This is a genomic window from Ferranicluibacter rubi (assembly GCF_011603255.1).
In the GTDB taxonomy this organism is placed as follows: Bacteria; Pseudomonadota; Alphaproteobacteria; order Rhizobiales; family Rhizobiaceae; genus Ferranicluibacter; species Ferranicluibacter rubi.
Genome location: NZ_JAANCM010000019.1, coordinates 14,145 through 36,279, shown reverse-complemented (window position 1 = coordinate 36,279; position 22,135 = coordinate 14,145). Strand labels below are relative to the sequence as shown.

The 22,135-nt window shown below is 58.7% G+C and carries 21 protein-coding genes and 3 pseudogenes; 15 read left to right on the top strand and 9 right to left on the bottom strand.

Translation table 11 applies throughout. The features are described from left to right. The first annotated feature begins 33 nt into the window (after window positions 1-33). The 5 genes from iolG (at window position 34) to G8E10_RS23985 (ending at window position 4,558) form a co-directional block, all read left to right on the top strand. Window positions 34-1,029: an inositol 2-dehydrogenase gene (gene iolG / locus G8E10_RS24005; RefSeq protein WP_167130957.1), complete on the top strand. Its 996-nt coding sequence runs from the start codon at window positions 34-36 to the stop codon at window positions 1,027-1,029. A 25-nt stretch (window positions 1,030-1,054) separates the two neighbouring features. Then, window positions 1,055-2,140, top strand: coding sequence for a Gfo/Idh/MocA family protein (locus G8E10_RS24000; RefSeq protein ID WP_167130956.1), 1,086 nt, complete (start codon window positions 1,055-1,057; stop codon window positions 2,138-2,140). 59 nt (window positions 2,141-2,199) lie between these two features. Then, window positions 2,200-2,514, top strand: a complete 315-nt coding sequence (locus tag G8E10_RS23995) for a Dabb family protein (RefSeq protein WP_167130955.1) — start codon at window positions 2,200-2,202, stop codon at window positions 2,512-2,514. Further along, window positions 2,511-3,575, top strand: coding sequence for a maleylacetate reductase (locus G8E10_RS23990; protein ID WP_281517786.1), 1,065 nt, complete (start codon window positions 2,511-2,513; stop codon window positions 3,573-3,575). The genes G8E10_RS23995 and G8E10_RS23990 overlap by 4 nt, the downstream gene beginning before the upstream one ends. A gap of 110 nt (window positions 3,576-3,685) precedes the next feature. Continuing rightward, window positions 3,686-4,558, top strand: a complete 873-nt coding sequence (locus tag G8E10_RS23985; protein ID WP_167130953.1) for an intradiol ring-cleavage dioxygenase — start codon at window positions 3,686-3,688, stop codon at window positions 4,556-4,558. Window positions 4,559-4,833: 275 nt separating this feature from the next. On the opposite strand, the gene G8E10_RS23980 is transcribed toward G8E10_RS23985, so the two are convergent. Continuing rightward, window positions 4,834-5,894, bottom strand: a protein-coding gene (locus G8E10_RS23980; protein ID WP_167130952.1) for an IS630 family transposase whose coding sequence is annotated in 2 segments (ribosomal slippage) — window positions 4,834-5,402 and window positions 5,402-5,894 — 1,062 coding nt in all. Because the reading frame shifts where the segments join, the coding sequence is not laid out codon by codon here. Between the two features lie 132 nt (window positions 5,895-6,026). Then, window positions 6,027-6,932, bottom strand: coding sequence for a LysR family transcriptional regulator (locus G8E10_RS23975; RefSeq protein ID WP_167130951.1), 906 nt, complete (start codon window positions 6,930-6,932; stop codon window positions 6,027-6,029). Between the two features lie 94 nt (window positions 6,933-7,026). Between G8E10_RS23975 and G8E10_RS23970 the strand changes: the two are divergent. From G8E10_RS23970 to G8E10_RS23955, 4 genes and pseudogenes are all read left to right on the top strand, one after another. Next, window positions 7,027-8,191, top strand: a pseudogene (locus G8E10_RS23970) (MFS transporter). A gap of 30 nt (window positions 8,192-8,221) precedes the next feature. After that, on the top strand, window positions 8,222-8,968 hold the full coding sequence (locus G8E10_RS23965) for an SDR family oxidoreductase (protein WP_167130950.1): 747 nt from the start codon (window positions 8,222-8,224) through the stop codon (window positions 8,966-8,968). A gap of 11 nt (window positions 8,969-8,979) precedes the next feature. Then, window positions 8,980-9,441: pseudogene (locus G8E10_RS23960) on the top strand (cyclophilin-like fold protein). A gap of 40 nt (window positions 9,442-9,481) precedes the next feature. Beyond that, the gene (locus G8E10_RS23955; protein WP_167130949.1) at window positions 9,482-9,919 is read left to right on the top strand and encodes a lipocalin-like domain-containing protein; all 438 of its coding nucleotides are present in this window, start codon (window positions 9,482-9,484) and stop codon (window positions 9,917-9,919) included. A gap of 110 nt (window positions 9,920-10,029) precedes the next feature. Here G8E10_RS23955 and G8E10_RS23950 read toward each other — a convergent pair whose 3' ends face one another. Together G8E10_RS23950 and G8E10_RS23945 are read right to left on the bottom strand one after the other, a co-directional pair. Continuing rightward, window positions 10,030-10,320 carry a DUF1330 domain-containing protein gene (locus G8E10_RS23950; RefSeq protein ID WP_167130948.1) on the bottom strand — a complete coding sequence of 97 codons (291 nt, stop codon included), beginning with the start codon at window positions 10,318-10,320 and terminating at the stop codon, window positions 10,030-10,032. Between the two features lie 31 nt (window positions 10,321-10,351). Continuing rightward, window positions 10,352-11,314 (bottom strand): zinc-dependent alcohol dehydrogenase family protein, encoded by a 963-nt coding sequence (locus G8E10_RS23945; RefSeq protein ID WP_281517785.1) that lies wholly within the window; start codon window positions 11,312-11,314, stop codon window positions 10,352-10,354. A 138-nt stretch (window positions 11,315-11,452) separates the two neighbouring features. Between G8E10_RS23945 and G8E10_RS26275 the strand changes: the two genes are divergently transcribed. Further along, window positions 11,453-12,421 carry a cupin domain-containing protein gene (locus tag G8E10_RS26275; RefSeq protein ID WP_167130946.1) on the top strand — a complete coding sequence of 323 codons (969 nt, stop codon included), beginning with the start codon at window positions 11,453-11,455 and terminating at the stop codon, window positions 12,419-12,421. A 178-nt stretch (window positions 12,422-12,599) separates the two neighbouring features. Here the strand turns inward: G8E10_RS26275 and G8E10_RS23935 are convergent. The 4 genes and pseudogenes from G8E10_RS23935 to G8E10_RS23920 form a co-directional block, all read right to left on the bottom strand. Continuing rightward, a pseudogene (locus G8E10_RS23935) lies at window positions 12,600-12,891 on the bottom strand (type II toxin-antitoxin system RelE/ParE family toxin). After that, window positions 12,888-13,130 carry a type II toxin-antitoxin system ParD family antitoxin gene (locus G8E10_RS23930; protein ID WP_167130945.1) on the bottom strand — a complete coding sequence of 81 codons (243 nt, stop codon included), beginning with the start codon at window positions 13,128-13,130 and terminating at the stop codon, window positions 12,888-12,890. The pseudogene G8E10_RS23935 and the gene G8E10_RS23930 overlap by 4 nt, the downstream one beginning before the upstream one ends. Window positions 13,131-13,371: 241 nt before the next feature. After that, a complete protein-coding gene (locus G8E10_RS23925; RefSeq protein WP_167130944.1) occupies window positions 13,372-14,448 on the bottom strand; it encodes an FAD-binding oxidoreductase in 1,077 nt (358 codons plus the stop codon). Continuing rightward, window positions 14,438-15,691 carry an aromatic ring-hydroxylating oxygenase subunit alpha gene (locus G8E10_RS23920; RefSeq protein WP_167130943.1) on the bottom strand — a complete coding sequence of 418 codons (1,254 nt, stop codon included), beginning with the start codon at window positions 15,689-15,691 and terminating at the stop codon, window positions 14,438-14,440. Before G8E10_RS23920 ends, G8E10_RS23925 begins: the two co-directional genes overlap by 11 nt. 114 nt (window positions 15,692-15,805) lie before the next feature. On the opposite strand from G8E10_RS23920, the gene G8E10_RS23915 reads away from it, so the two are divergent. Further along, complete coding sequence (locus tag G8E10_RS23915) at window positions 15,806-16,705, top strand: LysR substrate-binding domain-containing protein (protein WP_167130974.1); 900 nt, start codon at window positions 15,806-15,808, stop codon at window positions 16,703-16,705. Between the two features lie 3 nt (window positions 16,706-16,708). Here the strand turns inward: G8E10_RS23915 and G8E10_RS23910 are convergent, their stop codons facing one another. Then, complete coding sequence (locus G8E10_RS23910; RefSeq protein WP_167130942.1) at window positions 16,709-17,419, bottom strand: GntR family transcriptional regulator; 711 nt, start codon at window positions 17,417-17,419, stop codon at window positions 16,709-16,711. Between the two features lie 218 nt (window positions 17,420-17,637). Between G8E10_RS23910 and G8E10_RS23905 the strand changes: the two genes are divergently transcribed. From G8E10_RS23905 to G8E10_RS23890, 4 genes are read left to right on the top strand one after another with little or no spacing between them, the layout of a single operon-like run. Further along, window positions 17,638-18,348 carry a GntR family transcriptional regulator gene (locus G8E10_RS23905; protein ID WP_167130941.1) on the top strand — a complete coding sequence of 237 codons (711 nt, stop codon included), beginning with the start codon at window positions 17,638-17,640 and terminating at the stop codon, window positions 18,346-18,348. Continuing rightward, window positions 18,345-19,256 (top strand): dihydrodipicolinate synthase family protein, encoded by a 912-nt coding sequence (locus G8E10_RS23900; RefSeq protein WP_167130940.1) that lies wholly within the window; start codon window positions 18,345-18,347, stop codon window positions 19,254-19,256. The genes G8E10_RS23905 and G8E10_RS23900 overlap by 4 nt, the downstream gene beginning before the upstream one ends. Continuing rightward, on the top strand, window positions 19,249-20,766 hold the full coding sequence (locus G8E10_RS23895; protein ID WP_167130939.1) for an aldehyde dehydrogenase: 1,518 nt from the start codon (window positions 19,249-19,251) through the stop codon (window positions 20,764-20,766). Before G8E10_RS23900 ends, G8E10_RS23895 begins: the two co-directional genes overlap by 8 nt. Then, entirely contained in the window at window positions 20,763-22,091 is a 1,329-nt protein-coding gene (locus G8E10_RS23890; protein ID WP_167130938.1) for an NAD(P)/FAD-dependent oxidoreductase, read from the top strand. Before G8E10_RS23895 ends, G8E10_RS23890 begins: the two co-directional genes overlap by 4 nt. Window positions 22,092-22,135: the final 44 nt, after the last annotated feature.

The following is a 22,135-nucleotide window of genomic DNA, read 5'->3' as shown; positions in this document are numbered from 1 at the left end:
ATACCCCCGATCTAGAACTTAAGGAATTCCAAGATGGTAAGAATTGCAGTCCTTGGCGCCGGGCGTATCGGCAAAATCCATGCCGCGAGCGTGGCGGCCAACCCGAAGGCGCAGTTGATCGCGGTGGCGGACCCCTTTGCGGACGCTGCCAAGTCTGTCGCGGATGCGCATGGCGCAGAAGCCATGACCGATGCCATGGCCGCGATCGAGCGCGTGGACGTCGATGCCGTTGTGATCGGCACGCCCACGGACACGCATGTCGGCTTCCTCATGAAGGCCATCGAGCTCGGTAAAGCCGTTCTGTGCGAGAAGCCGATCGATCTCGATATGACAAAGAGCGAAAGCGCTGCGGCCGAGGTGGAGCGTAGAGGGGGCAAGGTCATGCTCGCTTTCAACCGGCGCTTTGACAGCACTTTCGCCGAGATGCGCCGTGCGATTGATGCTGGCCGTATTGGAGAGGTCCGTCAGGTGATCATATCCAGCCGCGATCCTGGCATGCCCCCGCCTGCCTATGTGAAGACTTCCGGCGGTATCTTTCGCGACATGACCATCCACGATTTTGATATGGCGCGCTGGCTGCTTGGTGAGGAGCCGATGCTCGTCACTGCCGTAGGCTCGCGCCTTGTCGATCCAGAGCTTGTAGGTCAGTACGAAGATTACGATACAGTGATGGTCGTACTGCAGACTGCAAGCGGACGGCAGGCGCACATCAACAACTGCCGCGAAGCGGTCTATGGTTATGACCAGCGCGTCGAGGTGCTTGGCGCTTCAGGCATGCTCACCCAGGATAACCTCCGGCCGACAACCATGCGGGTAACGACGGCCGATCTCACCGACGCGCGGGAGCCTTTGCTCAACTTCTTCCTCGAACGATACGCACAGGCTTACCGGGCAGAAATGGATGCGTTCATTGATGCGATCGAGGGCGGCAAGCCCATGCCGACCACTGTGCGCGATGGGGTCCTTGCTCTGCGCCTTGCCGAATGCGCCGTCGAGTCCGCGCGTACCGGCCGCGCCGTCAGCGTCTGAAATTATAATAAGGGAGAATATCGTCATGACCTATGCCATTGGAGCCGACACCACACTCGGGATCGCTTGCCTCGGCATCACGCATCCGCACACCTCCGGGCGCGTGAAGGCATTTCAACGCATGTCGAACGCCAAGGTGCTGGGCGCTTATGATACCAGCCCTCTGCTCGATCCATTCGTTGAGGCGATGGGCATTTCCAAGCGGACCAAAGAGGATATCCTTGCTGACCCCGAGGTTCACGCGGTTCTGATCCACCCGAAAAGTTATCTGATGGCCGAGTGGGCCATCGAAGCCATGGAAGCAGGAAAGGCTGTTCTTTGTGAAAAGCCTGCAGGCCGGGGATCCGTTGACACAGTAAGGTTGGTCGAAGCCGTCGAGAAGACGGGACAGCTCTTTCAGGTCGGCTACTGCTGGCGCTATGCGCCGTCGATCGACAAGATGCAGGAAGTCTTGCAGGCCGGTCAGCTTGGCAAGGTGCTGCAAGTGCGCGCGCACGCGGGCTGCTCCCATGGAGAGGCTGACACCGACCACATGCGCCAGCCTGGCGATATCGGTGGGGCGTTCTACGTGATCGGCTGCCACACGATCGATCGGCTTCTGCTGCACTTCGGCATGCCCCAGTCGGTCAACGCCCGTATCACCAAGTTCGACGGTGTCATGGTGCCGGCCGCTCGGGAAGACGCTGCCGGAGCGATCCTGAACTATTCCGACAAGATGATCACCATCGACTTCATGTCCTGGGATCCGCTTCCGTGGACGGAGAGCTGGGATATCACCGCCTATGGCACCGAAGGCGTACTGCATTCCCGCCCGATGCCAGCTTCCTACAAGCTCTACAGCACAGGCAAGACCGGCCTGCCCGAGGGCTGGACAGAATGGAATGAAACGAGCTTCCCGGAAGTCTGGGCTGTCCGCAAGACAATCTACTCCCCGGAAATCGCTGAAATCGGGAACCCCGTCTATTTTGACCGAGAGGCAGCCACCTTCGCGAATTCCTTGCGGACAGGTGCGCCTTCAAACGTCCCGGCTCAGCAAGCGCACAATATCAACCGTGTCCTTGAGGCACTCTTCCAGTCATCGTCGCAGAACGGGGCCGAGATCAAGCTTTAACTCAGATGAGCTTGGCAACGTGCGGTGCCACAAGATCCTCGCGTCTACGGAGTATCATAATGATTAAGCATATCGTGATGTGGAATGTTGCAGGCGATACGAAAGAGGATCGATCAAAGGCTGCCGATTTCCTCCGCAGCCGCTTCGAGCAATTGCGCGGTGAGGTGCCGGGTCTGCTTCACCTCGAGGTGGGTCTTGATCACAGCCACGTTGATTATGCCTGCGACGTCGTCCTCTACACGGAATTCGAAAGTCAGGAAGCCCTCGATGCCTATGCGGTGCATCCCGCACACATCAGGGTCAAAGGAGAACTGGGTCAGATGAGGATCGCGCGCTACCAGGTGGATTATGCTGTCGCGGGAGGAAGCGCTTGATGAGGGAATTTGTCTATAAAGCACTTCCTTCTCGGGTGGTGTTCGGGACTGGGAAAGTCACCACCGTAGCCGACGAGGTCGAGGCGATCGGTTCAAGCCGCGCGCTAGTCCTTTGCACGCCTCCTCAACGCGCGCAGGCTGAGATGGTGGCCGAAATGCTCGGCTCACGCCTCGCGGGTATCCATGACGGAGCTGAAATGCACGTTCCGATCGAGAGCGCGCGTAGAGCTCGGGCTCTCGCGGCGGAGCTCGGCGCAGATTGCGCTGTTGCGATCGGAGGCGGCTCGACCATCGGTCTTGGCAAAGCGATTGCGCTTGAATCCTCGATCCCCATTATCGCTATTCCGACGACCTATGCCGGTTCAGAAATGACGCCGATCTACGGTATTACCGAGAACGGTCTCAAACGAACGGGCAAGGATGTTCGCGTCCTGCCGCGCTCGGTCATATACGATCCGGATCTGACGATGACCCTGCCACTCGGAATGTCGCTCGTCAGCGGGATGAATGCGATCGCTCATGCAGCCGAGGGGCTTTACGCGCAGGACGGCAATCCTGTCATGTCCCTTATGGGCCAGGAAGGAATTCGCGCGCTTGCCGAGGGAATGCCGCAGCTCGTAGAGGCACCAGACGACAAGGAAGCACGTGCGTCGTGCCTCTATGGAGCTTGGCTCTGCGGCACGGTGCTCGGCAACGTTGGAATGTCTTTGCACCATAAGCTCTGCCATACGCTCGGAGGAACTTTTAACCTCCCGCACGCGGAAACGCATACCATCGTTTTGCCCCACGCCCTGGCGTATAATAGCCCTAATGCACCGGAAGCCATGGAGCAGATTGCGAACGCAATACATGCTTCTGACGGGCCTGGCGGCCTCCATCGGATAGCAACGAAGCTAGGTATGCCGACAGCTCTCCGCGACCTTGGAATGAAGGAGGCTGACCTTGATCGCGCTTGTGAGATCGCGCTTTCCAAACCCTACTGGAACCCACGGCCAGTTGAGGCCGCGCCACTGAGAGCGCTGCTTCAACGCGCATGGGAGGGCGCTGAGCCGCGCCCCTAGGCGATAACGATTTACACTTGCCTTTGGTCTTAATGAGCGCTCCAGCCAGCGGGCAACCCGATCGTTGCAGGAACGACTTGGCTATGAGGAGCTAGGAGGAGGAGAAAAGAATGGACGTTTACTTCACGGAGGAGGGCTCGGTCGAGGCGGTAAATGCCCGGACGGCCTCCGAAGCGAATCCCCGTCTCGCTGAAGTCATGGCTTGCCTGGTCAAGCATCTTCATGCTTTTGCGAAAGAAACGCAGCTCACTCAGGAGGAGTGGGAGGTCGGTATCGATTTCCTCACCAGAACCGGAAAGATGTGTTCCGGCGAACGCCAGGAGTTTATCCTTCTCAGCGACACGCTTGGCTTCTCGATGCTGGTCGATGCCATCAACAACCGACGGCCCGAAGGCGCGACAGAGAATACAGTGTTCGGTCCATTCCACGTCCCGAACGCACCGATCCGTGAAATGGGAGCGACGATCTCGCTCGACGGCAAAGGTGAGACCTGTCTCTTTGAAGGGCGCGTGATCGACCTCGAAGGCAATCCGATAGCAGGTGCACGAATCGACGTCTGGTCAGATAATGCCGACGGCTACTACGACGTCCAACAGCCGGATATCCAGCCGCGCTGGAACAATCGAGGTATCTTTGTCACCGGCTCAGACGGTCGCTACAGCTTCGTTGGCATCAAGCCGGTGTCATATCCGATCCCGGACGACGGCCCGGTTGGGAAGATGCTCGCGCAGCTCGGCCGTCATCCCTTTCGTCCAGCGCATATGCACTACCTCGTAACCGCGCCTGGCTTTCAGAAGGTTGTGACGCACACCTTTGTCGGCGATGACTCGTATCTGAGCTCCGACACCGTGTTTGGCGTTAAGAGCTCCTTGATCGCGCCTTTCGAACGTCTCACAAACGGTTATACAGCGTGGCGTTCGCCCTTCGACTTCGTCCTTGTGCCGATCGTGATAGAGAAGGCTTCGCCTGATTTTAAGCCGTGATTATGCCGAAATGTGACAGTTGCCACCGCGTTGCATCTATATCACCATTGCAGCTCCAGGCTGTTTCCACCAACATTCTCTATGACGTGTTCTCGCCGGTTAGCCGGTACGCCTGCAGGCTGGCAACGATACTTTCGCGGAAAACAAGATATAGGCTGGCGTGATTGAAGCGTAAGAACTGAATTCCGTTGCGTATGGCTCCTATAAGTACTGTCGCCTCGAACCGATACGAACCGACGTTCCACCAATACACAACTTATACCAACCCTCATTGATCAGAACCTATGAGCCCATTGCCGCTGACCGATGGACATGATCTTCCAAGGTCGGTCCTGCAGTGTTCGCCAAGCGTGGCAGCAGTGGTCGACGATATCCTCGTAGGATTTGAAGACTCGGTTCGAGAGCCAGTTTTCACGCATGAACTGCCAGATGTTTTCGACGGGATTGAGTTCGGGTGATTTCGGCGGCAGGGGTAGGATGGTGATGTTTTCGGGGACGGCCAAGTTGTTGGACATGTGCCATCCTGCCTGGTCCATGATCAGAATGGCGTGCCCATTGTCGGCGACGTTTCGAGAGATTTCGATCAGATGTTGGTTCATGGCATGGGTATCGCACCAAGGCATGACGAGAGCGGCGGCCTTGCCGTGTTTGGTGCAGATCGCGCCGAAGATATAGGCCGAGCGGGTTCGCTGGTCGTGCGGTGCGGATGGCCTTGATCCACGCTTGGCCCAGCGGCGGGTGATTTTGTTCTTCTGCCCAATACGCGCTTCGTCCTGAAACCAGATTTCGATCACCTTGCCCTTGGCGGGACCGACGGCGACCTCTGCCACTGCGGCGGGGAAGTTTTTTTAAACGCCTCGGCTGTCTCGGCATCCTGCGCATGATGTCTCGGGCGAGCCGAGAGTTTGCGGTAGCCCATCGAGCGCACTTCGCGGCCCAAAGTCTGCTCACTCACCGAGACACGGAATTCCTCCCAAAGCCACTGGGCCAGATCACACAAACGCCAGCGCACGACGCCGTCGAGATAGGGTGTAGGGCCTCGCTCAATGGCTTGCGCCAAGGCCGTGCGCTGATCTTCGTTCAACAGTGACGGCTTGCCCGGAGCCTTGCCGTTGATCAACCCATCGGGACCGCGCGCGTTGAACCGCACCACCCAGTCGCGCACGATCTGCACCGTGACGCTGCCGAGCCGCGCAGCATCAGCGCGAGAGCCGCCATCATAGATCGAAGCAAGCGCCAGGAGCCGCCGCGCCTGGTCCGCATCCTTTGTCTGTCGGGCCAGAATCCGCAGCCCGTCCCCGCGAAAGTCTGATCGCAAAGAAATTGCTGAACCCATCGCAAACCTCCTGTTTGCGCTACCGATTCAGATTCGTCGGCTTTTGGGAACCCCGAGAGTCAGCATCAATGGAGGTTGGTATTACCCGTCTCAAAACGCTTCTGCTGCGATCGCCACCGGAGCACGAATTTTTCAATAGCCCGTGCCAAGGCGAAACCTGAATGCATCGACAAATGTCGAGAACGCCGGGGAATGGTTTCGCTTGTTGGGATAGTAGAGATGGTAGCCTTGGAAGGTCGGGCACCAGTCCTTGATGACCTCTCGCAGATGGCCGTCGTTGACATATCCGCGAATGAGATCGGTCGGCGCGTAAGCAATACCCATTCCGTCGAGAGCGGCATCGACTGCTGAGCCAATATTGCTGTAAACTAGCTGGCCATCGACGCGGACGCTGAACTCGCGCCCGTACTCCTGGAATTCCCAGGCGTAAAGACCACCCGATGTAGGAAGCCGCAGATTGACGCAATTGTGCGTGGTGAGATCCTGTGGGCTCTCCGGCACAGGATAACGCTCGAAATATTCAGGCGAACCGACAACGGAATAGCTCACATCAGGACCAATGCGAACAGCGACCATATCGCGTGCGATCGCCTCACCTAGCCGGACCCCGGCGTCGTACTGGCGTTCGACAATATTCGTGAAACCGTTGTCAACGATGAGTTCGACCTGAATGTCCGTGTACTCGCGCAGGAACGGCTTCAGCCGATCCCGAAACACCAGTTCGATGGCATCATCGGGACAGACGATCCGGACATGGCCGGAGGGCTTGTCGCTGAGAGCCTTCAGCGCTGTGATCTCGGCACTGATCCCCTCGAAATGATGCTCGATACTCTGCACTAGCCGCTCGCCCATGGCAGTCGGTGCGACATCACGGGTCGTGCGCGCGAGGAGGCGCACACCGAGCCGCTCCTCCAGCGCTCGGATGGTATGGCTGAGCGCAGATCGGGTGACCCCAAGTTTTACAGCCGCGCGCGTAAAGCTGCGTTCTCTCGCGACCTCAAGAAAGGCCCGCATCTCGGTAAATTCGTCTCGGCGCATTGTTGAATCTCTCTCACCATGACATGCAGTTTATGCCGTCTAGTGGCACGAGTTCAACACCGTTATCTAAACTCGCAACAGAAGCGAGTACCATATGACCGAACTGACCGTGGATGATGGCTTTCATGGCCGGCCGCAGACGACACCCTGGAGTGCCGTCACCTGCCTGTCGCTCCTGACATTCCTATTGGTGGGCCTGGAGTTCATGCCTGTCAGCCTCCTGACACCAATTGCGCAGGACTTGTCGACTACCGAGGGTCAGGCAGGACTGGCGATCGCGGTTTCGGGCTTCTTTGCGGTCGTGACCAGTTTGTTCGGGAACAGGATCTTAGGCCTACTGGACAGGAAAACGGTCGTGCTTCTCTATACGACCGTTCTGACAATCTCCAGTCTCGCGGTGGCGCTTGCTCCAAGCTACTTAATCTTCCTGATCGGGCGGGCCCTGGTTGGCATCGCGATCGGCGGCTTCTGGTCACTTTCGACCGCCATTCTCGCGCGCCTCGCATCTGGCCCCGATCTTCCCAAGGCAATTTCCCAGCTTCAGGGCGGAACGGCAATGGCAATCGTTGCCGCCGCACCGCTGGGCAGTTTTCTCGGCAGCCTCATTGGGTGGCGCAACACATTTCTCGTCACCGTACCGATCGGCTTCGGCGCGCTGATATGGCAAATGGCTGTCCTGCCGAAAATGCCCCCTGCCAAAGCAGCATCCGTTGGGACAATGTTCGGATTGCTTCGCAGCCGCACCTTTGCGATTGGCATGGCGGCGACTGCGCTGACGTTCATCGGCATGAATTCGCTCTCGATCTACCTGAGGCCGTTCCTCGAACATGTGACCAGGCTCGACATCAACACGCTGTCCATGGTGCTGCTCGGCCTGGGTGTTGGCGGATTGGCCGGGTTGTTTGCGATCGGTTTCGTGCTCCGTCGGCATCTTGGGGTCGCATTTGTCGGCATGCCCGTTGTCCTTGCCGTCATCGCCCTCCTCCTGATCGCAGCTGGACCATTCCAGTGGCTGACGGCAGCCCGTGTCGACACCGGTGCCTGTCGCCTGGAACACCTGGATGACACGTATCATCCCGGACGATCTCGAAGCCGGCGGCGGCCTGCAGGTCGCCCTGATCCAGCTCGCTATAGCAGGCGGCGCGTCCGCAGGCGGTGTCCTGTTCGATACCGTCGGATGGTGGAGCGCCTTTGTCCTCTCCGCAATCTTGCTCGTCGGGTCGGCGGTTCTGGCCGCCCTCGCCCGGCCGCGCAGCTGAACCACTTAAACTCAGAAACAGGAGACCGTCATGTCACAGGGAATCGAAAACAAGGTCGTTGTCATCACCGGCGCCAGCAGTGGCCTGGGCGAAGCTACGGCCCGGCATCTCGCAGAGCGCGGCGCGACCGTGATCATCGGCGCGCGTCGCCTTGACCGCATTGAGGCTCTGGCTGCGGAAATGAACGCACAGGGCTATAAGGTCGTCGCGGTACAGACTGACGTGACCGACCGGGATCAGGTCAAAAACCTTGTCGATATCACTGTCAAACAGTTCGGTCGGATCGACGTCATGCTGAACAACGCGGGCCTTATGCCGCTTGCGCCGCTAGAACGTCTCAAGGTCGACGAGTGGGACCGCATGATCGATGTCAACATCAAGGGCGTGCTCTACGGGATTGCCGCCGCACTTCCTCACATGAAGGCCCAAAAGTCGGGACACATCATCAACGTTTCCTCGGTTTACGGCCATGTCGTTGATCCCGGTGCGACTGTCTATTGCGCCACAAAGCATGCCGTCCGCGCTTTGTCAGAAGGCCTGCGCAAAGAGGTGAAACCCTACAATATCCGGACAACCATCATCTCGCCCGGCGCGGTCAACACAGAACTCCTCGAACATATCAGCGAAAAGGATATCCAGGCAGGTACCATGGAGTTCGTCAGCAAAATCGCCATCGGGCCCGGTACATTTGCCCGGAGTGTCGCATTCGCCATTAGTGAGCCGGATGACGTGGACATCAACGAAATTCTCTTCCGACCCACAGCGCAACCGGTCTGACGAAAGCCGCCATGTCTCGATCATTCAGGCGAGGACAGGTTTTGGGTGTCGCGCTCGCGGCTGCGGCAATCCCGCATGTCGCAAAAGCACAGCAAGGACGCGACCCAAACAACCGGGAGCCGAGCGACGTGCGCATCAGGTTGACGTTCAATGGATTGGTGCTGACAGCGACGCTCTACGACAACCCATCATCGCGCGACCTTGCGTCCATGCTTCCGCTTGATCTCGAGATCGAGGATTTCGGAGGCAACGAAAAGATCGTCCATCTGCCTCGCAAGCTCACCGAGGATGCCAGCGGCCCCTTCACCAACGAGCGGCCAGGCGACCTCTGCTACTTCAAGCCTTGGGGCAACCTCGCTCTCTTCTATGCCGACTATCGTTGAGACGGGCTGATCCGTCTCGGCCGGTTCGACAACGGTTTCGACGCGCTTCTGGTGCGCGGCAAGTATCCCGTCCGTATCGAACGGATTTAACGGTCCAACCTCTTCCTGCCACACAACAAAGGACATCTCGATGAACAGTTTCAAGATCTTGGCTGCAGCACTGGCACTGGCCTTTACCTCCCCGGCATTCGCGAGTGATGCCAAGTCTCCGATCATCGGTGCCTGGCGCATGACCGCACTGGAGGTCGGTGCTGCGGGTAATCTTCAGACCATCCCGTATTCAGGCCAGCTCGTTTTCACGCAAGGAGGAACCCTGTCGGTCCAGGCTATGAACCCCGATGCCAATGCCGCCGACACGCCCTACACCACGAAAGCCTACGAGGCCTATTACGGTCCCGTCGAGATCGACGATGCCAGGAACATATTCGCGATCACCGTGGAGTCCTCCCTCGTCCGCAACCTGATCGGTCAGAGACTTGAGCGCAAGTTCGAGGTCACAGGTGACAAGCTGGTGATTTCCCCGGTCGATGCTGCAGAAGGTTGGCGCGTCAGCTACGACCGCTTCTGAAAGCTCGAGCCCCTGCAGACGTTCTTCAGGAACCACCGTGTCTGATCGACTGAATTGCCCGCCCCGATGTGGCGGGCGATTCATGTTGAGGTCCCGTAACCCTCGCTGGCCTAGCTTACCCCGTCGATGATGAAGGAGCGATAGTCTGCACCCAGGAACCTGTGCTTCACGGCCGCCTGGTATTCGGGGTTGTCGTAGAAGGCGCGAGCGGCTTCCATGGTCGGGAACCTGGCCATAACGACACCTTCGGGAGCGGCACCCTCGAGAGCATCCAGAGGGCCGTAGGCGGCAAGCACGGTCGCTCCCGATTGACCGAGCAGTGGTGTCACCAGTTCGGCATAGGTCTGCAGTTCAGCGGCATTGCGACTGCGTTCCCGAATGAAAATTGCATATGCGGTCATGCTGAAATCTCCTTGAGAGTTCGCGATACGGTCAGTTGCGAATGACGACCTTGCCGAAGACATTTCGGTTGGCGAGGCGCTCGTAGGCGGAATGGGCGTCCTCGAACGCAAACACGCTGTCGATCACCGGGCGGATCTGGTGCGCGGCGACAGCGCGATTCATATCCTCGAGGTCGCTGCGATTGCCGACGCTGATGACCTTGTAGATCGCCTGGCTGAAGAACAGCTTCATGATATCGATCGCTTCGCCCTCCATGCCGAGCGCGCCGACGATGGAGACCTGGCCGCCTTCGCGGATCGAGCGAACGGACTGGGCGATGGTTGCCGGTCCGCCGACCTCGACGATACGGTCGGCACCCAGGCCACCCGTCAGATCACGGACCGCCTGTTGCCAGTCCGGGTTCTCCCGGTAGTTGATGAGCGCATCCGCACCGAGCGCGGTGAGCTTTTCGAACTTGTCGCTGGACGATGTCGTGGCGATGACCCGCGCGCCGCGTGCCTTTGCGAACTGGATCGCGGAGAGGGAAACGCCGCCTGTCCCAAGCGTCAGAACTGTATCGCCAGGCCCGACGCCCGACACGGCCGACCATCCGGTCAAGGCGGCACAAGGTAACGCGGATGCCTCTTCGAAGGTCAGATGATCGGGGATGGACATCAAAGCTTCCGCACTGATCAGGCGATATTCGGTCAACCAGCCGTCCTGTTCCATCTGATATTGTTCGCGGTGAGCGGGAATGCGGCCGCCGAACCAGTTCGGAAAGAAGCTGCTCATGACCCGATCGCCCACGGCGAACCGGCGGACACCGTCGCCGACAACTTCAATCACACCTGCGCCGTCCGACAGGGGCACGTGGTTCTCCACGATGCCAAAGGGATAGTGACCCTGCGCAATGATGATGTCGCGGAAGTTCAGCGAACTGGCCTGGACACGAACCAGAACCTCACCCGAACCGACCGCCGGAAGAGCTTCCTCGCGGACCTTCAGAGTGGTCATGTCGCCTGACTTTATGTGGCGGTAAACTTTCATCTTCAACTCCATGCTTGACTGTGACGCCAATCTAACATTGAGAATTCGGATGAATAATGCCGCGCAGTCTGCTATTTATATCCGATCGTCCAATCCGGAGCTGTCGTGAACCCGTTCGATGAAATCATCCACCAGATGCAGGTCGAGACATCCCTTTACGCTCGTCTGCATCTCGGCGCGCCTTGGGGCATTCGGTTCCATACCGGCGAGCACGCGCGACTGGTCGTCATATCCAGAAGCGACTGCTTTCTGCGGTGGGAGGGGCTAACCGATCCTGTCAGGCTAGCCCCAGGCACCTGCATGATTGTGCAGCCACAGGTCACCTTCGATCTGTCGGACGTACCTGATCAGAGTGTGATCGCCTGTGAAACACTGGTGACGTCGGAAACGGACGGCGCGGTGGCTTACGGCGGAAGCGGTGCGCAAACCGAGATCGTCTCAGCTCGCTTTTCCTTTGATGCGGTCGCGGCCGAGCCTCTGTTTCGCTCCATACCGGCTCTGGTTCATTTCCCGCTGAACGAAACGCATGCCGCTTTGATCAGGGCGACCCTCGATCTCATCGGCATGGAAACCACCGCCGGTGAGCATGGTTCAGGGTTTGTGGTCGATCGACTGGTCAACACCCTGTTCGTGCAGGCGCTGCGTGCGCTCTGCAGCAACGACACGGGCAAGACAAGCTGCTGGCTTGCAGGCCTTGGCGACCGACGGCTGGCGCGCACGATCCACGCTGTCCACTCCGATCTAGCGCGGCGCTGGACTGTCGAAGATATGGCGCAGGAGGCCGGACTTTCGCGTTCGAGCTTTGCTGCCCTGTTCAAATCGGTGGTTGGTGAAGCGCCGCTGGATTACCTCACTGGCTGGCGCGTCTACCGCGTCAAGATGCTGCTGACCGGAACGGACGAAAGCCTGCTGCGCATCGCCAACCTGGTCGGCTACGATAATGACTTGTCACTGAGCCGAGTGTTCAAGCGCAGAACAGGTATCGCGCCGGGGAGATGGCGGCAAATGATGAAACACAAAGGCACGGTTCATCTGGAACGTGCCTCGGTTGATGCAGAATTGGAAGTTGCATGATCGCATGTCGTTGCACCGGGATGTTTCACAGGAGGCCTGACGGATTGTCGAGGCAAGTTAGTAGAGTGACTCTGTCGCGGCGCCTGACGAGTGGAGAAAACAGCATTGCATTCACAATCCCTAGCGTCTCGAACAGATTCGAACCTGATACACCAGAACCCGCAGTTCCATCGTGGCACTACGTTGATGTAGCTGACCAATCTTCATGCCCATGGCGAATTCGCACTACAAAAATTCTCTCATCGTCTTCAACCTGATAAACGATGAGGTGCGCTTTGAAAGGATGTATTCTGACGGGCGGCTCGATCTCATTCCGCTCGCGCGCGATGCGTGGATTGGCAGCTATCAGATCAAATAGCGCGTAAAGCTCATCGTGGTAACGTTCTGCCTGGTCTACATCGAACAAACGGGTACCCTGCGCGGCGATCGCAATTATGTTCTTCCGCTTCGACAGAAAGCTTAAAACTCATGGCTTGCTGGCACGAGCCATCGCTTCGGCAAACAGTTCATCCTTTGATCGAATGCCAACGCCACTTTGGAGCCCGGCCTCAACGAAACTTTGCATGGCGGCAATCTTGTCATTTCGTGTCTGGTCGCGTCGGATCAGGTCGCGTACGTAGTCACTCGCGTTCGAATATCGCCCAGTCTTGGCCTGCGCCTCCACCCAATCTTTCATCGGGTCTGGAAGAGAAACGTTCATAGTCGCCATCGGAGACCTCCATTTGAAGGCATCATATTCGATTTTGGCAAATTTTGTCAAAATCTCCCACATCTAAATGGGGGTTGGAACCTTCTATCATTACCTCTGCATATTAACGCTTTTACGGAACCTGCCGCAGTGATTGTGAGAACGCTGCTGACCAACGGCTCGTCCAACCGCAAGGCTTGCTACGTCACAAGTTCTTGCCAGACGCTATGCATCGTAGATCGTCGCATGCCGCTTTATTGCTCTATCGCTCAATGACAAGATCGCTCAGCGGCTTGGAGCAACAGGGCAAGAAAAGCCCAGCGTCGATCTCGCGCTGGCGAATCCCTCCGTTGTGGGTCATGTTCACCTGACCGCTGACAAGCTTCGATTTGCAGGTGCCGCACAGGCCTGTCGCGCACGACGAGGGGATCTTGATGCCGGCCTTTTTTGCGCATCCAAGGATTGTCTGATCGCCGGTGACGTCGATTGAACGACCCTGCTTCGTGAACATCACCTTGAAGGAAGCGGCACCCTTCTCCTCGACCAAGGGTGCCGGGGCTTCTTCGATGACAGCAGCGTCGAAGCTTTCCTCGATGTAGCAGTCAGCGGGCACACCTAGGCTTGCACAGAGCGACCGGGCGGCGGCCATGAACGGAGCCGGCCCACAGCAAAGGACCGTCCGTACGGCTATATCAGGAACCGCAAGGGCGAGAAGGCCTTCAGAAATCCGTCCGCTCAACCCGTGCCAGCCGGGCTCCCCCACCAGGGTTTCGGGGAGGAAGAAGAGACGTAAGCCCTTCAGTCTCCTGGCGATCGTCTCCAGCTCCGCTCGGAAGGCGAGGTCCATTGGAGTGCGGCAGGCATGCAGGAAGATGACATCCACCGGCAGGGCTTGGTCGGCCAGATCACGGACCATGGACATGACAGGCGTGATGCCCGATCCGCCACTGAGAAAAAGGTACTTTCGATTTTCCGGCCTTGCAAAATGACCTAGAGGACCGGCAGCACGCAGGATATGTCCGGCCGTGAGAGTGTCATGCAGCCAATTGGAAACGATACCACCGGGGACACGCTTAACGGTGATCGACACGGCGCGTCTGCGGGAGGGCGAGGAAGAGATGCTGTAGCACCGGGTCTCCGTGCCGCTTTCCGTTTCTACGTCAAAAGCGAAATACTGCCCGGCAGTGAACGAGATGTCCTTTCCGCTGGCTGACACGAACGTAAAGGTTTTCACATCATGTGTCTCTAAATGGAGATCGACGCAGAGCAATTCCGCGTCGATCTCCGGATCCCAAGCAACAGGTCCGATCGATGGCGCCGTTACCATCTCAATATCCATGGGCTCGCATCCTCTCGACGTACCAGGTCGCGAAATTGTCGAGCTGGGATTCCGTGAAGCGGGAATACGGACCGGGTTCGTAGGCCGGATCCTCGACACCGCGCTGCGATCTGGCGACCAATTCTGCATCCTGGTCTGTCGTTGCGATCCAGACATCCGTCAGCTTGTCGAGGTCGTAGTCGACACCTTCGACAGCATCCTTGTGGACAAGCCATTTTGTCCTGACGAGCGTCTTGTTGGCCGATAACGGTATGACGATCGCGGTCACCGCATGGTCGCCCATGAAGTGGTTCCAGCAGTTATGCCCCCAGAGATGCGTGTCGCCGAGATCCTTCCGCGTCATGGTGCCCATAAGCTTCGATGAGGCGGCCGTCGCGTCAGGTGTCTGGGATTCGCCAGCGCCTGCGATGATGAGGCGCTGGGTGCGGAAATTCGTCTCGTTGCCTGCCAGTTGCTCGACCGCGCTTGATGGAAAGCCATCGGCCTCCCAGGCAGATGTCCGCTCCGCATATTGGCGCATGTGATCCTCCGCCTCGGCACGGTCTTCATCGCTCAGCGTCTCAGGGTCGAAGCCGAAATCTAGATCGATGAACGAGACGCAGAGCTCCGGGTGGTTGGCCGCGCAGTGATAGCACTCACGGTTATTCTCCATCGTGAGCTTCCAGTTGCCGTCTTCGATCACGTCCTTCTGGAACGCGATCTTCGTGTTTCGGATATCATAAGGCGCCAAACGCTGCTCCATCACGCGTTCGAGTAGCGCGACATCCGTTGGAGGCTTGTCCGACAGACAGACATAGATGAGGCCCCCGATTGACTTGAAATGGACAGGCTTCAGGTTGTGGCAGGCTGTGTCGAAATCCTTGCCCATGTGCGGCGCGTGGATCAGTTCTCCGGAAAGCTCATAGGTCCACTGATGGTAAGGACACACGAGCTTTGAGATAACTGTTTGTCCCTCGTCCAAGAAGCGTGTGCCTCTGTGCCGACAGACATTGTGCAAGACGCGGATATGCTCAGCGTCGTCCCGAAGTAGGATGAGACTCGTCGTCCCAATGTCGATGACGCTGGCATCCCCCGCTTCAGGCACATCGCATTCAAGTCCGACATAGATCCAGTGCTTTCGGAAGAATACGTCTAGATCAGCTCGAAACACGTCTTCTTGAGTGTAGAGCGCTGCTGGAAGCGAATGACCTTCGGCACGTTGATCGAGAATGGCTGAGATAGGTGACGGAAACGTGTTTAGCATGATATCCTCTGATGCCTGTTGTTCAGAGAATGCTCCAAGTTGCGCTGGTTTCAATGGCATAAATACTTGTATGTGGCATTACAAAAAGTCACTCTAAGAAAAAGGTATCGACCTTTGCAGTACCGTAAGAAGCTCCCTTCGCTAACCGCGCTTGTGGCGCTGGAAGCTGCTATACGCCATCGAAGCTTTACACTTGCGGCCAATGAGCTCGGTGTCACGCAGGCAGCGGTCAGCCGGATGATCGCGCTCCTGGAGGACGACTTCGGACGGCCGCTGTTCACGCGAGGTCATCGGTCGATCGAGCCGACGCCTGCCTGCCTGATCCTCGGCGCGTCGCTGGCAGATAGCCTTTCCAACATCGCGGACAGTGTGGATGCCATACGAGCCAGCTCTAACGATGTGGTGACGATCGGCGCAACGATCGCTTTCTCGTCCTTCTGGCTGCTCCCGAGGATCGCGGACTTGCGGCTCATTCATCCCGGCATCCAGATCCGCGTCGTCTCGCAGGACGCAAAGTTCGACCTTGGACAGGGAGGCGTCGATATCGCGCTGCGATACGGTGTTCCGCCTTTCAATGACGGCATGGTGCTCGCGTCCTGCGGCGATCGCATCTATCCGGTCTGCTCGCCGAGCTACGCTAAATCGGGAAAGGTGGCGGATTTTCCGGATGGCGATTGCGAGCTGATCGAAAGCGATGTCCCGAGCCGAAGCTGGTATCGCTGGGCGGACTGGTTTGCACGTGTTGGACGCAAGCCCGACCGGCTTCGTGCCACGCTGAGGTTCAGCCACTACACGGAGACAATTTCGGCTACGAAGGCTGGTCAGGGTGTCGCGCTGGGATGGGACACGCTGGTCGGCAGCCTCATCGCAGACGGCAGTCTTGTAAGGGTCGGGGACATCGAGCTGGATGCTGAAGGACGCCACAATATCCTCGTGCCCGGTAGTACCCGGCGGACGGCTGCTGCAGACCTGACGGCGGCATGGCTGACGCAGGCCTTGCAGACGTCCGTCTGAGTCTCACCGGCCAGAACGAACCACAGAGGATGCGAGTTCCAGTGGAAAGTCGGCTTTCATATCGCCAGGCGCGACGTAGAGTTCCATGTTCTCTCGCGACAACTCCCAGTGCCTGAACACGAGATCGACGACGCCCGCCTCGTCGTGCGCTTTCAGCGCTTCAATGAAGGCATCGTGATGGTCGACCGCAATCTTCAGGCGCTGCCGCATGTCATCGTTGCGGGGGTGGAAGAAAGTGTGGCCGATGCGAGCGTGGTCCACCAGCAGCCGTCTGAGGCTTGGCTGGAGGTAGACGTTGGCCGACATCTCGCCCATTATCTCATGGAACCTGTTGTTCTCCAGCACCATCGCAAGCGTTTCAAAGTGCGCGCTGGCGCGCCGAAATCGTTCCTGAGTTTCGACAAGGTCGGCTAACTGCTTCGGCTTGAAGTTCTGGACCGCGAGCCTACCGATGGCGGCATAGATCATTGGCGCTACGAGGAAGAAGTTGCGCAGCGTCGCATGGTTGAGAGGGATAACCCGTGCGCCGCGGTTTTCGCGGATGTCGATGTAGCCCTCCCCGGCCAGCCTGCGAAATATGTCGCGCACTGGAGTGCGTGACAACCCGTACTTCTCACTGATGGTCACTTCATCCAGATCCTCGTCCGGATCGAGCTCCATTGTCAGGATCTGGCGCTTGAGATCGTCATAGAGACTGCTCTTACCACTCTTCATTTCGAACCTTCTTAGCCTTCGCTCGCTGGATTTAACGCTGGCGAGCCGGCTTGGCAAATATCCACAAAGCGCATTCGGTCTCATATGTATTTTGTCCGCACAATTAATGTGTACTTAGAAAATACAATTCTGTTGACAGGTTGGAATGCTCATGCAAACTTCCCAATCAACAGCCTCGGCAGCACGACCGGGCCGAGGATCAAGCGGAGGATCAAGCGATGAAAGGTGGCAAGGGCGAGCTCTACGATCATCTGAAACGCCAGATCCTGACCATGGAACTCGATCCCGACGAAGACCTCGACGAAGCGAGCCTCAGCGAGCAGTACGGACTGTCGAGAACGCCGGTCCGGGAGATCTTCAGGCGCCTGCAAGGTGAAGGATACGTCGATATCCGCACCAATCGGGGAGCGCGCGTCATCCCTATGAACCACGCGACGCTGCGGCACTTCTTCCTCGTTGCACCGATGATCTATGCCGCGATCGGAAGGCTTGCCGCCCGGAACTTCAAGGCGAAGCAGATGCTCGAACTTCAGGCGACGCAGGACCGGTTTCGCGCTGCGAGCGCCGCGCAGGATCCTTTGTCCCTCACGCTTGAGAACAACCGCTTTCACGAAATCATCGGCGAGATGTCGGGCAACGAGTATTTGCAGCCGAGCCTCGGCCGCCTGCTGATCGACCATGCCCGCATCGGTCACACATTCTTTCGCCCGCGCAACAACGACATGCACGAGCGCCTTGGAAAGTCGGTCGCGCACCATGACAGCTTCATCGCGGCCATTGCCGCGCATGACGAGGATGCGGTCGTCGATCTGGTTTTTGAACACTGGGAACTGTCGCGCGAGAACATGGAGATGTTTATCGCCCCGCAGGCCCTCAAAGCGGACGCACTGGTCGAGACGCCGATGCAATCGATGGAGAAGTCATCATGAAATTCGAAGGCATCTATACACCGGCGATCACGCCGCTCAGGAACGAGGGGAGCATCGACCAGACAGCCTTCGCGGCGGTCCTTGAGTCCCTGATCGAGGCGAAGGTCCACGGCATCATCGTCGGCGGGTCCACCGGCGAGTACTATGCCCAGAGCGCGCAGGAACGGTTCGAGCTTGGAGCCTTTGCGAAGTCTGTTATCGGCACGCGGCTTGCGCTCGTCATCGGCACAGGCGCGACACGCACGGAAGACTCTGTCGAATACGCCAAGGCGGCAAAGGAAATCGGCGCGGACGCGATCCTTGTGTCCTCGCCGCCTTACGCGCTGCCGACAGAGCAGGAAAACGCTATTCATGCGCTGACCGTCGACCGGGCCGCAAACCTGCCGATCATGCTCTACAACTACCCTGCCCGCATGGGCGTCACCATGCGGGAGGACTACTTCGCCCGCGTCGGCAAGTCGCGCAACGTCGTAGCGATCAAGGAAAGCTCGGGCGAGATGGCGAACGTCCATCTCCTTGCCCGGAAGTTCCCGCATATCGGCCTGTCCTGCGGATGGGACGACCAGGCGCTCGAATTCTTTGCATGGGGCGCGCGTAGCTGGGTCTGCGCCGGCTCGAATTTCCTGCCGCGCGAGCATGTCGCGCTCTACGAAGCCTGCGTGCTGGAGAAGAATTTCGACAAGGGCCGCGCCATCATGACTGCCATGCTGCCGCTGATGGACTTTCTCGAATGCGGCAAGTTCGTCCAGTCCATCAAGCATGGATGCGAGATCATCGGGCTGAAGACCGGTCCGGTGCGCGCGCCGCTTCGAGGCCTGAAGAGCGAGGAAAAGCGCGCACTCGAAACAGTTGTCACCACCCTGAAGCGCACGGTCGCTGGGATCACGTCGGGAGCCAACCATGCATGAACCTCTGACAGCCGCCGAATACCGGGCTATTGCAAAGACCATTACGCTGCCAACCTCCGCCTTTATCGATGGTGCATTTCGACCGGCGCAGTCTGGCAAGACGTTCGAGACGAAAAACCCGGCCACCGGCGACTTGCTCGCAGAAATTTCCGCTTGCGACTCAAGCGACGTGGATTTTGCTGTAACGAAGGCCAGAGCGGCGTTCGAAGACGGCCGCTGGCGGCTCCTGTCGCCTGGTGAACGAAAGCGCGTTCTTCTAGGATTTGCACGCCTGCTCGAAGACCACCGCCATGAACTGGCCGTTCTCGAAAGCCTCGACAGCGGGAAGCCGGTGCGGGAGTGCCAAACGGTCGATGTTCCGGATACGATCCACACGATCCGCTGGCATGCCGAACTGATAGACAAACTCTACGATCACACCGCACCGGTCGGTGCAAGCGCCTTGACCATGGTCGTACGTGAGCCGATCGGTGTCGTCGGCGCCGTGCTTCCGTGGAACTTCCCGCTCCTGATGCTCGCCTGGAAGATCGGACCGGCGCTGGCTGCAGGATGCTCCGTCATTGTCAAGCCCGCTCTGGAAACAACGCTTACAACGCTTCGTGTCGCCGAACTGGCCCATGAGGCCGGCATTCCTGCAGGTGTGTTCAACGTCGTCACCGGCGGTGGCAAGGAGGTCGGCGAGCCGATCGGCCTTCACATGGACATCGACATGGTCACCTTCACAGGCTCCACGCCGACCGGCCGCCGCTTCCTGCGCTACGCCGCCGACTCCAATCTCAAGCGGATCGTGCTCGAATGCGGCGGCAAGAACCCCGCAGTGGTCATGGACGATGCCGAGGACCTCGATCTTGTTGCGGAACAGGTCGTGACCGGCGCGTTCTGGAATATGGGTGAGAACTGCTCGGCAACGTCGCGCCTCTTGGTGCATGCCAATATCAAGGACGACCTGCTTGCCCGGATGGGCGCATACTTGCGTGAATGGAAGACCGGCGATCCTCTCGACCCCGAGAACCGCATTGGTGCGTTGGTCAGCCCAACCCACTTCGCCAAGGTCAAATCCTATCTCGACGATCTCACCAAGGACAAGCTGGTCGTAGCTCACGGCGGAGAGACCCGTGAAGGGGTCTACGTCGAGCCGACGATCATCGACGGCGTCTCCCCTGCGAGCCGGCTATTCCGGGAGGAGATCTTCGGACCCGTCCTTTCGGTCACGACATTCAACAGTCTCTCGGAGGCTATAACACTCGCAAATGACACCCCCTACGGTCTGGCCGCGTCTGTCTACACAGGCAGTCTGCGCAAGGCGATCAGACTGTCGCGCGAGATCCGTGCCGGTGTTGTAACCGTCAACTGCTTCGGCGAGGGCGACGCAAGCACACCCTTCGGCGGTTTCAAGGAGTCCGGGTTCGGCGGGCGCGACAAGTCGATCTTCGCCCACGACCAGTACACCGAGCTGAAGACGATCTGGATCGACGTTTCCGAACGGTCCGTGGACGAGACAGTGCGATGACCGAGCGGGTCATCAAGCGGCTTCCGGCAGTGTCCGGAACCTCGGGGTGGGAGGCGATCAGCCGTCGCAGATTTCCCCTCCGCACGCTTGACGGTCCCGTCGCAGCCGACTGGCTCATCATCGGGGCGGGCTTCGCCGGGCTGTCGGCCGCACGTCGGCTGCTCGAGCAACGCCCTGCGGACAGGATCGTTCTTCTTGAAGCGGGAGAAGTTGCCAAGGGAACATCGGGCCGCAACTCCGGCTATATGATCGACGTACCGCACAATCTCTCATCTGGCGAATATTCGGTCGGGAGCGATGCGGCTACGAAGTCCGAGATAGCGCAGAACCGCTTTGCCATATCCTTTGCCGCACATGCCGCTGCGGACTACGGCATGTCACGCCGGACATTTGATCCGTCCGGCAAGATCAATGCGGCCGCATCCGAGCGTGGCACCGAGATGAACGCCGCCTACGCACGCTCGCTGGGCGCGATAGGGGAGAAACACCAACTTCTCGATGCGCGCGAGATGCGGGAGATAACCGGCTCCTCCTATTATCACGGAGGCCTCTACACACCCGGCGCCGTCCTCATCCAGCCAGCCGACTACATTCGCATCCTTGCAGAAGGGCTTGCGGGTCGTGTTGACATCTTCGAGCAGTCCCCTGTCGTCAGGCTCGGCCGCGACAGGGGCAGTTGGACGGCGACCTCGCACAAGGGACACGTTACGGCACCCAAGGTCATTGTCGCCGTCAACGGTCATATCGAAGACTTCGGCCACTTCCAGGGCCGCCTGATGCACATCTTCACCTATGCATCGATGACGGCGCCTTTTCAGGCAAAGTCTGGCAGACCCTCCTGGGCGCTGCTTCCTGCCGATCCGATGGGCGCGACCGTCCGCCAGATCGAGACGGACGAGGGTTCGCGCATCGTCATTCGTACCCGCTTCACCTACGACCGCACCATCCAGGTCACCGAACGCAGGATGGCGCGGATAGCCGCCGAACAGCGCAAGTCCCTAGACGCGCGCTTTCCCGATCTCTCAGGCGTGCCTTTCGACTACAACTGGGCCGGACGCCTGTGCCTGAGCCGAAACCATGTCGCCGCTTTCGGCGAGATCGAAGAGGGTCTTTATTCCGCCTGCTGCGAAAATGGTCTCGGCACGGTGAAGAGTACACTTGCAGGCGTCATGGCCGCAGATCTCGCCACAGGTACGCATTCAAAAGTGCTCGAAGACTACATGGATCAGCCGAAGCCAGTGAGGCTTCCGCCGGAGCCCTTTGCGTGGCTCGGCGTCAACGCGGTGATCCGAATGCAGGAATTGCGTGCAGGCCGCGAGGGATAACCTCCCGGAGCGCAATGAAGGCTCACGCCACGTGCGTGGCTTTC